This window comes from Paraconexibacter sp., from assembly GCF_059438195.1.
Genome location: NZ_JBLKKY010000100.1, coordinates 1 through 10,822, shown reverse-complemented (window position 1 = coordinate 10,822; position 10,822 = coordinate 1). Strand labels below are relative to the sequence as shown.

The window sequence follows — 10,822 nt, the reverse complement described above, 5'->3', positions numbered from 1 at the left end:
CTCGAACCCGCGACCTCCGGCGTGACAGGCCGGCGCTCTAACCAACTGAGCTACGCCCCCGTGCAGACGGGACGCGAAGTATGGCACGCGCGGGGCTCGGACGGCGCGCTGGCGATGGGGCGGCGCGGGAGGCCGGTCTGCGAGGCTCCACGGCGATGAGCCGCATCGCGCCGATCACGTTCGCCGGAGGGACCCTCGACCGCGCCGCGGAGCGGCGGCACGACGCCGCGGCCCTCGCCGACGCGCTCGCGCATCCGCAGGCGCGGGCGGTCGTCGTCGGGGATGCGGGCGTCCTCGTCGACGGGGAGCTGCCGCCACCCGGACGCGATGCGTGGGAGACGCCCGAGGGCGGGCCGGCGCGCCGGGCGGCGCGCGTCCCGCTCGACGGGCGTGCGCTCGTCGGGACGAGCGGGCCGGACGGGCAGATGCAGCCGGATGCCGCGCCGCTGCTGCTCGGCATCGAGCCGGACGGGGCTCCGCTCCTCGCCGCGGAGGCGACGGACGACGACGCGCTCGTCGACCTGCGCGCGGCGGCGGCCGTCCTCTCGCCGGAGGAGTCGGGGCTCCTCGCCTACGCGCAGAGCATGCGGCACTGGCACCGCACGCACCGGTTCTGCGGGACGTGCGGCAAGCCGACGTTCTCGCGCGAGGCGGGGCACATGCGGGAGTGCGAGGAGGGCCACCAGGTCCACCCGCGCACCGACCCCGTCGTCATCATGCTCGTCACCGACGCGGAGCGCGACCGCGTGCTCATGGGCCGCCAGCCGGCGTGGCCCGCGAACCGGTGGAGCGCGCTCGCCGGGTTCATCGAGCCGGGCGAGTCGCTCGAGACGGCGGTCCGGCGAGAGGTCGCCGAGGAGGCGGGCATCGAGGTCAACGGGGTCCGCTTCCGGGCCTCGCAGCCGTGGCCGTTCCCGGCGTCTCTCATGATCGGCTGCGAGACGGACTATGCGGGCGGCGAACCGCGGACCGCGGACGACGAGCTCGAGGCGGTCCGATGGTTCACGCGCGGGGAGCTGCTCGCGGCCGAGGCGGGCGACGAGGCGGCCCCGCTCCTCCTCCCGCCGTCGATCGCGATCGCGCGGCACCTCATCGACGCCTGGCTGGCGGACGGGCGCTGAGGGCGGCGCGGGCCCCGCGCCGCGCCGCGAACGCCCGCACCTCCACGAACGTCGATCGTCACCCCCCTGGCGGGGTGAGGATCGACGTTCGACCCGCCCGGGGGTGCAGATCGACGTTCGACCCGCGTCCGCGCCCGCGCCACGCGCCCGCGCCCCCACCGGCACGGGTCGACGCCCGAAGAACGGCGCGTTACGCTGGAACCCGTGTCGCTCGTCGGGCCCCCGCCGCCCCCGCTCCTCGCGCGGAACCCCTTCGGGAAGATGGCGCTCGACCTACGGGACGAGCGCCGCGCCGAGGTCCCCTACCCACCTGGGGCGACGAGCCCCAGCCTCGCGCGGACGCAGCACTTCGCCCGCGATCCGCTCGGAGTCCTCCTCGACGCCTACTCCCGCTACGGCCCCGTCTTCACGCTGCGGATCTTCCACGGCAACGTCGTCTTCGCGCTCGGCCCCGAGGCGAACCACCACATCCTCGTCTCGCACGCCGACAACTTCTCGTGGCGCGAGGGGCACATGGCCGACCTCCTCCCGCTCCTCGGCGACGGCCTCCTCACGATCGACGGAGACTTCCACCGCCGGTCGCGCAAGATCATGCTCCCGGCCTTCCACAGCGAGCGCATCCGCGCCGCCCACGCGACGATGGCCGAGGAGGTCGAGCGCGCGCTCCCCCAGATCCGCCCGGGGACGACGGTCGACGTCAACCACTGGACGCGCGAGCTCGCGCTGCGGATCGCGATGCGCGCGCTCTTCGGCCTCGACCCGGACCGCTCCACGCGCGATGTCGACGCGGCCGCCGAGTTCGAGCACGCCCTCGGCTTCTACGGCCGCGACTACTCGCTGCAGGTCCTCCGCGGACCGCGGACGCCCTACGCGCGCATGATGCTCGCGCGCAAGCGCCTCGACGCGGTGATCCACGGCGAGATCACCCGGCGCCGGCGGACGGGCGAGCGCGGCGACGACGTCCTCTCGCTCCTCCTCGACGCCGAGGACGAGGACGGCAGCCGCCTCTCCGACGCGCACGTCCGCGACGAGGTGATGACGCTCCTCTTCGCCGGCCACGACACGACGACCTCGACCGTGTCGTTCCTCTTCCACGAGCTCGCGCGCGACCCCCAGGCCCGCACGCGCCTGCGCGACGCCCTCGCGCAGACGAGCGACCCGAACCTGGGCGCCGCCGAGCTCGACCGCGTCATCGACGAGACGCTGCGCATGTACCCGGCCGCCTGGATCGGGCCGCGCCGCTCGGTCGCGACCTTCGAGCTCTGCGGCCGCCGGGTGCCGGGCGGCGTCCCGGTCAGCTACTCCTCGTGGGCGAGCCACCACCTCCCCGACGTGTGGGACTCACCGAGCGAGTTCCGCCCCGAGCGCTTCGCCCCCGGCGGCGAGGTGAGCCGCCTCCCGAAGGGAGCGTACGTCCCCTTCGGCGGCGGCTCGCGCACGTGCATCGGGATGCGCTTCGGCCAGGCCGAGATCCGCGTCATCGTCCGCGCGCTGATCGAGCGCGTCGACCTCGACCTCGTCCCCGGCTTCCGCCTCGAGATCAGCCAGACGCCGACGATCGGCCCGGCGAAGGGCCTCCCGATGCGGGTGCGCACCGCGCCGGGGACCTGACCGCCCGGCCCGCGCGGCTACGATCGCGTCCGTGTCCGAGGACGCCACCCGCCCGGCGGTCGACGTCGTCGTCCCCGTCGCGGGGGACGCCGCGCTCGTCCGCGCGGTCCTCGGCCGCCTCGACGCGCTCGCGCTCCGGGACGGCGACACGGCGACGGTCGTCGACAACCGCGGGACGGGCGTCGACGACGAGCGCGTCCTCGCCGCGACCGACGTCCACACCTCGTACTACGCCCGCAACGCCGGCGCCGCGCGAGGGAGCGCCCCGTGGCTCCTCTTCCTCGACGCCGACGTCGAGCCGCCCGCGGACCTCGTCGACCGGCTCCTGGGGACGGCGCCCGCCGAGCGCTGCGGGGTCCTCGCCGGCGGCGTCGTCGACTCGGACCCCGGCCCGGGCGGGCCGGCCGCCGAGCGCTACGCCCACCTGCGCTCGGCGATGAGCGAGGCGACCGTCCTCTCGGAGGACCGCGGCGACTTCGGTTTCGCGCAGACGGCGAACTGCGCGGTCCGTCGCGCGGCGTTCGAGGCCGTCGGCGGCTTCCGCCCGGACGTCCGCTCCGGCGGCGACGCCGACCTCTGCTTCCGCCTGCGCGCCGCGGGCTGGACGCTCGAGCCGCGACCCGAGGCCGCCGTCGTCCACCGCAATCGCACGACGGTCCGCGCGATGCTCGCCCAGCGCTTCCGCCACGGGACGGGGGCCGCGTGGCTCGCCCGCGAGCACCCGGGCGCGCTCCCCGCCCGCCGCTGGCCCGGGCTCGCGTGGTGGGCGACGCGGCGCGCGGGGCACGGCCTGCTGGCGCTCGCGCGCGGCGACCGCGACGAGGCGCTCCTCGGCCTCCTCGACGGCCCGGCGGTCTGGGCGTTCGAGCTCGGCCGCCGCATCCCGAACCGCGAGCTGCGGCGCCTCCGCCCCTCCCGCGGGCGGTGAGTGTCGATCTGCCGACGCATCGTGTCGGCAGATCGACACTCACCGGGGGCAGGTCAGTACGCGCGGCGGCGGCCGATCCACGTCCGCAGCCCGGGGACGCCGAGCGCGGCGAGGCGCATCCGCTCGCCGCGGGTGAGCGGGCGGATCTCGGCGACCTGGGCCCAGGTCGAGCGCGCGCCCTCGGCATCGCCCTCGCGGGCGAGACCGGCGGCGAGCGCCGCGAGGTCGGCGGCGCGGACCTGCTCGACGGTCTCGGGGTCGACGAGGTCGGCGTGCGCGGCGTGGACGGCGATCTGCGCGCGGGCGAGCCGCGCGACGTCGGCGGTGAGCCCGCCGGCGTGGCGGCGGTAGCGGATGCGCGCGTCCGGGACGCACAGCGCGTCGAACCCTCCGCGGGCGAGGCGCAGCCACAGCTCCCAGTCCTCCGCCACCCGGACCGGACCCGGGAAGCCCCCGACCTCGGCGAGCGCCTCCGTGTGGAGGACGACGCTCGACGTCGGCACCGGGTTCGAGGAGTAGAGCGACCTCGCGAGCTCCGAGGCCGCCTGCCGGCCCGGCTCGGGCTGGTCCCATCGCTCGCCGGTCTCGAGGCCGTCGGCCCCGATGACGGTCGCCCGCCCGAACGACCAGCCGACGTCCTCGACCCCGGTCGCCTCGAGCGCCGTGAGATGCGCGGCGAGCGTCCCCGGCAGCCACGTGTCGTCCGAGTCGCACAGCGCGACGAGGTGGACGTCCTCCTCGATCGCCGCGAGACCCTCCGCGCGCGCCTGCGCCGGTCCGCCGGAGACCTCGCGCCGCAGCAGCTCGACGCCCTCGGCGAGATGGTCCGGATCGAGAGCGAGCGGCGGGTCCGACCCGTCGTCGACGACGACGATGCGGTCCGGCCGCGGGCTCTGCCGCAGGAGGCCGTCGAGGGTCTCGGGGAGGTACGGCGCGAAGCCGTGGACGGGGACGATGACGCCGACGCGCACCCGCCCGACTCTACGCCGCCGCGCGCCGCCCCGCCGTTACGATGCCCGGCATGACTGAGGAGAGGGTCCGAGTCGACATCGCCGATCACGTCGCCACGGTGACGATGGTCCGCGCCGACAAGCACAACGCGCTCGACGAGCACATGTTCCGCGGCCTCCAGGACGCCGTCGATCAGGTCACCGGTGACCCGTCGGTCCGCGCGGTCGTCCTGCGCGGCGAGGGGAAGAGCTTCTGCTCCGGCCTCGACTTCCCGAGCTTCTTCGGCGAGGGCGCGATGCCCATGGACGAGGTCATCGTGCGTGAGCCCGACCGCCTCGCGAACTTCGCGCAGCGGGTCGCCGCCGACTGGGCCGACGTCCCGGCGCCCGTCATCGCCGCGCTGCACGGCAACGTCTTCGGCGGCGGCGCGCAGATCGCGCTCGGCGCCGACATCCGGATCGCGGCGCCGGACATCCGCATGTCGATCATGGAGATCAAGTGGGGCCTCATCCCCGACATGGGGATCACCCAGTCCCTGCCCCGGCTCGTGCGGATGGACGTCGCGAAGGAGCTCACGTACACCGGGAGGATCGTGAACGGCGCCGAGGCGCAAGAGGCCGGCCTCGTCACGCGCGTCGCCGACGACCCGCACGCCGCCGCGCTCGAGCTCGCGCGCGAGATCGCCTCGAAGTCGCCGGACGCCGTCCGGCGGGCGAAGACGCTCTACAACGAGTCGTGGGTCGGCGGCCTCTCGCCGAAGGACGGCCTCGTCCTCGAGACCGAGCTGCAGCGCGAGCTCCTGGCGTCGCCGAACCAGATGGCCGCCGTCAAGGCGGGCCTCTCGGGTGAGCCTGCCGAGTACGTCGATTCGACGCCGCCGCAGGTCCCGCTCCCCGGGCGCGAGACGGTCAGCTGAGGAGCTGATCGGCGGGGGCGTCGTCGTCCGTGAGGACGCCGGCGCCGTCCGCCAGCCGCTCGACCTCCGCGCGCGAGAGCACCTGCGCGTCCTCGGCGACCGGACGGAACGACGGCGGGATCGGACGGTCGCTGCCGACGAGGACGAAGTTCCCCTCGCGGTCGACGCCGTCACGGACGAGGACGAGGTGCGGGAAGGCCTCGAGGAGCGTCGCCGCCTCGGCCCGGAGGAGGTCGAGCGCGCCGCGGTCGATGAGGTTGAGGGCGTAGACGCCGCCGGGGCGCAGGACGCGGCGGACCTCGTCGAGCCACTCGATCGTCGTGAGGTGCCACGGCACCGACCGGCTGCTGAACGCATCGCCGACGACGACGTCCGCCGACGCCGGCGCCAGTCCGCGCATCGTCCCGCGCGCATCGCCGACCTCGACCCGGAGATCTCGCGAGGTCTCGAGGCCGAGGCGGTCCCGGTTGAGATCGACGATCTCGCCGTCGACCTCGAGGACGCGGGAGGTGGAGCGCGGGTGGGTGGCGTCGAGCCAGCGGGGCAGGGTGAACCCGCCGCCGCCGACGAACACGGCGTCGACGGGGGCGCCGCCCGGCGCCGTCGCGTCGATCGCCTCCGCGATCCAGCGCACGTAGGGGAACTCGAGATGGCGCGGGTCGTCGAGGTCGACGTAGGAGTGGCGGAGGTCGTCGAGGACGAGCAGCCGCCCGCCTGCGCGGTCGGGGTCCACCTCGACGCGCGCGCAGTGGTAGGTGCTCTCCGCGTCGCACGGGGTGCCGACCACCGCCGTGCTCGCGCCGAGCAGGACGGCGACGACCGCGGCGCCGGCCCCCGCCCGCGCGGTCGAGAGCCCGGCGCGGACCGAGAGGACGATGCCGGCCGCGACGAGCCCGCCGCCCACGGCGACGACGCTCGTCGTCACCGGGAGGAGCGGGACGAGGACGAAGCCCGTGCCGAACGTCCCGGCGAGCGCGCCCGCGGTCGCCCACGCCGAGAGCCGGCCGTAGACGGTCCCGCTCACGCGGAGGTCGCGGAGCTGGAGGCGCGCCACCGCGGGCGTCACCGCGCTGAGGACGGCGGCCGCGGGCAGGAGGGCGATGAGCGTGACGACGAGCGCGCCCGCGTCGCCGGAGTCCTCGACGCCGGGGCCCATCGCCCGGACGAGCGGGACGGTGAGGAGCGCGAGGACGCCGCCGGTGAGGACGAGCGCGGCGAGGAGCGCCCGCGGGTTCGTGCGGTCGGCGATGCGTCCCCCGACCGCCGAGCCGACCGCGATCCCGGCGAGCACGACCCCGATGATCGAGGTCGTCGTCTCGAGCGTGAGGCCGACGTACGGGGCGAGGAGGCGGATGCCGAGGATCTCGAGGACGAGAACCGCGCCCGACGTCGCGAAGACGAGCGCGGCGGCCCCGGCGGGCGGGAGCGACGCCCCGGGCGCAGAACGGGCGTCGTCGGGGTGGGCGGCCACGGCGACAGCGTACGGCGGGATGAAAGGATGCGGCGCATGTTCGCCGTCTCCGCCGTCCGCGCCACCCCCGACGACCCCCTCGCCGGCCTCGAGCTCGGTGAGCGTCCCGAGCCCGAGGCCCCCGACGGGTGGGTGACGGTGGACGTGAAGGCGGCGACGCTCAACCACCACGACCTCTGGTCGCTGCGCGGCGTCGGCCTGCCCGAGGAGCGCATGCCGATGATCCTCGGCTGCGACGCGGCGGGCATCGGGCCCGACGGCGAGGAGGTCATCGTCCACGCGGTCATCGCGAGCCCCGACTGGGTCGGCGACGAGACGCTCGACCCGAAGCGCTCGCTCCTCTCCGAGGTCCACCAGGGGACGTTCGCCGAGAAGGTCGTCGTGCCGCGGCGGAACCTCGTCCCCAAGCCGAAGGAGCTCTCGTTCGAGGAGGCGGCCTGCCTGCCGACCGCGTGGCTCACCGCCTACCGCATGCTCTTCACGCAGGGCGGGCTCGTGCCGGGGACGACCGTCCTCGTCCAGGGCGCGGGCGGCGGCGTCGCGACCGCGCTCACCGTGCTCGCGAAGGCGGCGGGGATCCGCGTGTGGACGACGAGCCGCTCGGAGGAGAAGCGCGCGCGGGCGCTCGAGCTCGGCGCGGACGCCGCGTTCGAGTCGGGCGCGCGCCTGCCGGAGAAGGTCGATGCCGTCATGGAGACGGTCGGGAAGGCGACGTGGAGCCACTCCATCAAGTCGCTGAAGCCGGGCGGGAAGGTCGTCATCAGCGGCGCGACGTCGGGCGACCGGCCGGACGCCGCCGAGCTCACGCGGATCTTCTTCCTCCAGCTCCAGGTCGTCGGCTCGACGATGGGGACGCGCGACGAGCTGGAGCGGCTCGTGCGCCTGTGCGTCGAGCGCGACGTCCGTCCGATCATCCACGCCACGATGCCGCTCACCGAGGCCCGTGACGGGTTCGCTCAGATGGCGGAGGGCGACGTGTTCGGGAAGATCGTCTTCACGCGGTAGACCGCGCGGGGGCGGGCGCGGGCGGCACGGCCCGAGGGGACCGTGCCGCCGCTGACGCCGTCGGGCCTAGAGGCCCATGGAGCGGCCGACGAGCTCCTTCATGATCTCGTTCGTGCCGGCGTAGATGCGGTTGACGCGGGCGTCGGCCCACAGCTCGCTGATCTTGTACTCCGTCGTGTAGCCGTAGCCGCCGAAGAGCTGGACGCAGTGGTCGGTGACCTCGGAGAGGAGATCGGTCGTCCAGTACTTCGCCTGCGCCGCCTCCTGGACGGTGCACGTGCCGTCGACGTAGCGCTGGATCGTGCGGTCGATCCAGCAGCGCGAGAGGTCGATCTTCGTCTGCAGCTCGGCGAGGACGAAGCGCGAGTTCTGGAACGAGCCGATCGGCTTGCCGAACGCCTTGCGCTCCTTCACGTACTCGAGCGTCATCTCGAGCGCCGCCTCGGCGGCGGCCATCGAGCTCACCGCGAGGCCGAGGCGCTCGGGGATGAGGTGGGCCATGAGCTGCGGGAAGCCCGTCCCCTCCTCGCCGAGGAGGTTCTCGACCGGGATCTGACAGTCGTTGAAGAAGAGCTCGGCCGTGTCGTTGGCGTGCTGGCCGCGCTTGTGGATCTGCTTGCCGCGCTCGAAGCCCGGCGAGTCCCGCTCGATGACGCACATCGAGAGGCCGCGGTGCGGGTCGTCGCCGGTCCGCACCGCGGTGACGACGAGGTCGGCGTTGATGCCGTTCGAGATGAACGTCTTGGCGCCGTTGATGATGTAGTGGTCGCCGTCGCGCTTCGCGCGCGTCGAGATCGCCGAGAGGTCGGAGCCGGTGCCCGGCTCGGTCATCGCGAGGGCGAGGATGAGCTCGCCGGAGGCGACGCCCGGGAACCAGCGCTCCTTCTGCTCGTCGGTCGCCGCGGCGCGCAGGTACGGGAGCCCGAGGTCGTGGTGGACGGTCGGGCCCATCCACGAGGACTGCACGCACGCGTAGGCGGCCTCCTCGGCGAGGACGGCGTTGAAGCGCCAGTCGTCGACGCCCGAGCCGCCGTACTCCTCGTCGACGGCCATGGCGAGGAAGCCGTACTCGCCGGCCTTCGTGAAGAGGTCGCGCGAGACGATGTGGTCCTCCTGCCACTTCTCGTGGTTGGGGACGACCTCCGCCTGCAGGAAGCGGCGGAAGCTCTCGCGGTAGTCGTCGTGGATGTCCTCGAAGAGGGGGCGACGGGCGCCGGGGGCGGTCGTGACGGCCATGATGGTCCTTACGGTCGAAGCGACGGGGGAGACGATTGTGACGGGTGCGTCACGAATCGGCGTCGCGACGGACGGCCGTCGTCATGGGCGCTGAGGGACTCGAACCCCCGACCCCCTCGTTGTAAGCGAGGTGCTCTCGCCATCTGAGCTAAGCGCCCGCGTCCGGGAACCGGAAGCGTACGCCCTCCGGCGCGCCCGTAGCATCGCCGGTCATGGATCTCGGGATCGATGGAAAGGTCGCGCTCGTCACCGGCGGCTCGTCCGGACTCGGGCGCGCCGTCGCCACCGCGCTCGCCGCCGAGGGCGCGCGCGTCGCGCTCACCTCGCGCTCGCGCGAGCGCGCCGAGGAGACGGCGGCCGCGATCGGCGCCTCGGGCTTCGTCTGGGACAGCGCGGACGACCACACGGCGGAAGGCCTCGTCGAGGACGTCGAGCGGGCGCTCGGCGCCCCGGTCGAGATCGCCGTCCTCAACACCGGCGGGCCGCCGCCCGGACCGCCGCTCTCGCACGACCGCGCCGCATGGGAGGCCGCCTACCGGCAGCTCGTCCTCGGCCCGCTCGCGCTCGTCCACCTGCTCGTGCCGGCGATGCAGGAGCGCGGCTGGGGCCGCGTCCTCAACTGCGTCTCGACGGCCGTCCGCGAGCCGATCCCGCCGCTCGTCCTCTCCAACGCCCACCGCGCGTCGATGATCACGACGTTCAAGACGATCGCCCGCGACGTCGCCGCCGACGGCGTGACGCTCAACAGCCTCCTCCCCGGCCGGATCGCGACCGAACGGCTCACCCAGCTCTACGGCTCGCCGGAGGGCGTCGAGGAGATGGCGAAGGCGGAGATCCCCGCCGGGCGGGTCGGCACGGTCGAGGAGTTCGCGGCCGCGGCCGCGTTCCTCTGCTCGGCGCCGGCGTCGTACATCACGGGCGAGACGCTCGCGGTCGACGGCGGGTTGACGCGGTCGGTGTTCTGAAGGGCGGGCGTGGGGCGCCTATGATGGTCGCCCGGCCCCCATGGTCTAGTGGTCAGGACGCCTCCCTTTCAAGGAGGAGATCGCGGGTTCGAACCCCGCTGGGGGTATGAATGCGATCCGCGGCGCGCGAGGCGACGCGCCGCTGGTGGTGGCGCCGGGCCGCGACGTTCAACCGCACGCCGCTATCGGCCACCCGTCCGCCTCGCGTCAGGCATCCGTCCCGACCACGTGCGAACATGCGTTCGCATGGCAAAGCCTGAAAAGAGGCGCGCTGCCCGCGAGCTTCGCGAAGCAGGCATGTCGGTGAAATCGATCGCGCGTGAACTCGGCGTCGCGCAGTCGTCCGTGAGCGTGTGGGTCCGAGACGTCGCGCGCCCCGCCGCGATATCGCCCGCACCGGGCGCCCTCGCACTTCCCCGGATGCGGCGCCTCCCCGTCTGGTCGACTCCCGCGACGCGGCGGTGCGCGAGGTGCAAGGCGACGCGGCCCGACGTCCTCTTCGGACGGACGCGATACGGGCGGCAGAGCTGGTGCCGCGCCTGTTTCCGCGCCCATGCGCGCGACCGCGGTCAAGCGCATCGCGATCAGGTCACCGCATCGAAGCTGCGGCGACGGGCG

Annotated in this window: 10 protein-coding genes and 2 tRNA genes; 8 read left to right on the top strand and 4 right to left on the bottom strand. The window is 74.3% G+C overall.

Features of this window, described 5'->3' with window-relative positions:
- Nucleotides 1-155 precede the first annotated feature (155 nt).
- The 3 genes from nudC (at nucleotide 156) to ACME2J_RS21000 (ending at nucleotide 3,660) form a co-directional block, all read left to right on the top strand.
- On the top strand, nucleotides 156-1,121 hold the full coding sequence (gene nudC / locus ACME2J_RS21010; RefSeq protein WP_495546903.1) for an NAD(+) diphosphatase: 966 nt from the start codon (nucleotides 156-158) through the stop codon (nucleotides 1,119-1,121).
- A 204-nt stretch (nucleotides 1,122-1,325) separates the two neighbouring features.
- Complete coding sequence (locus ACME2J_RS21005; RefSeq protein ID WP_495546902.1) at nucleotides 1,326-2,732, top strand: cytochrome P450; 1,407 nt, start codon at nucleotides 1,326-1,328, stop codon at nucleotides 2,730-2,732.
- Nucleotides 2,733-2,763: 31 nt separating this feature from the next.
- Nucleotides 2,764-3,660: a glycosyltransferase family 2 protein gene (locus ACME2J_RS21000; RefSeq protein WP_495546901.1), complete on the top strand. Its 897-nt coding sequence runs from the start codon at nucleotides 2,764-2,766 to the stop codon at nucleotides 3,658-3,660.
- Between the two features lie 53 nt (nucleotides 3,661-3,713).
- Here the strand turns inward: ACME2J_RS21000 and ACME2J_RS20995 are convergent, their stop codons facing one another.
- Nucleotides 3,714-4,631, bottom strand: coding sequence for a glycosyltransferase family 2 protein (locus ACME2J_RS20995; RefSeq protein WP_495546900.1), 918 nt, complete (start codon nucleotides 4,629-4,631; stop codon nucleotides 3,714-3,716).
- A gap of 50 nt (nucleotides 4,632-4,681) precedes the next feature.
- Between ACME2J_RS20995 and ACME2J_RS20990 the strand changes: the two genes are divergently transcribed.
- Nucleotides 4,682-5,527: a crotonase/enoyl-CoA hydratase family protein gene (locus tag ACME2J_RS20990; RefSeq protein WP_495546899.1), complete on the top strand. Its 846-nt coding sequence runs from the start codon at nucleotides 4,682-4,684 to the stop codon at nucleotides 5,525-5,527.
- On the opposite strand, the gene ACME2J_RS20985 is transcribed toward ACME2J_RS20990, so the two are convergent.
- Complete coding sequence (locus ACME2J_RS20985; RefSeq protein WP_495546898.1) at nucleotides 5,520-6,998, bottom strand: fused MFS/spermidine synthase; 1,479 nt, start codon at nucleotides 6,996-6,998, stop codon at nucleotides 5,520-5,522. The two genes, ACME2J_RS20990 and ACME2J_RS20985, sit on opposite strands and share 8 nt — an antisense overlap.
- A 36-nt stretch (nucleotides 6,999-7,034) precedes the next feature.
- Between ACME2J_RS20985 and ACME2J_RS20980 the strand changes: the two genes are divergently transcribed.
- Nucleotides 7,035-8,003: a zinc-binding dehydrogenase gene (locus tag ACME2J_RS20980; protein ID WP_495546897.1), complete on the top strand. Its 969-nt coding sequence runs from the start codon at nucleotides 7,035-7,037 to the stop codon at nucleotides 8,001-8,003.
- Between the two features lie 66 nt (nucleotides 8,004-8,069).
- On the opposite strand, the gene ACME2J_RS20975 is transcribed toward ACME2J_RS20980, so the two are convergent.
- Together ACME2J_RS20975 and ACME2J_RS20970 are read right to left on the bottom strand one after the other, a co-directional pair.
- The gene (locus tag ACME2J_RS20975) at nucleotides 8,070-9,239 is read right to left on the bottom strand and encodes an acyl-CoA dehydrogenase family protein (protein ID WP_495546896.1); all 1,170 of its coding nucleotides are present in this window, start codon (nucleotides 9,237-9,239) and stop codon (nucleotides 8,070-8,072) included.
- Nucleotides 9,240-9,323: 84 nt separating this feature from the next.
- Nucleotides 9,324-9,397 (bottom strand) — tRNA-Val (locus tag ACME2J_RS20970).
- A gap of 54 nt (nucleotides 9,398-9,451) precedes the next feature.
- Here ACME2J_RS20970 and ACME2J_RS20965 point away from each other — a divergent pair.
- The 3 genes from ACME2J_RS20965 to ACME2J_RS20955 form a co-directional block, all read left to right on the top strand.
- Nucleotides 9,452-10,204, top strand: a complete 753-nt coding sequence (locus ACME2J_RS20965; RefSeq protein WP_495546895.1) for an SDR family oxidoreductase — start codon at nucleotides 9,452-9,454, stop codon at nucleotides 10,202-10,204.
- A gap of 34 nt (nucleotides 10,205-10,238) precedes the next feature.
- Nucleotides 10,239-10,311 (top strand) — tRNA-Glu (locus ACME2J_RS20960).
- A 139-nt stretch (nucleotides 10,312-10,450) separates the two neighbouring features.
- On the top strand, nucleotides 10,451-10,822 hold a 372-nt coding region (locus tag ACME2J_RS20955; protein ID WP_495546894.1), incomplete at its 3' end, for a transposase.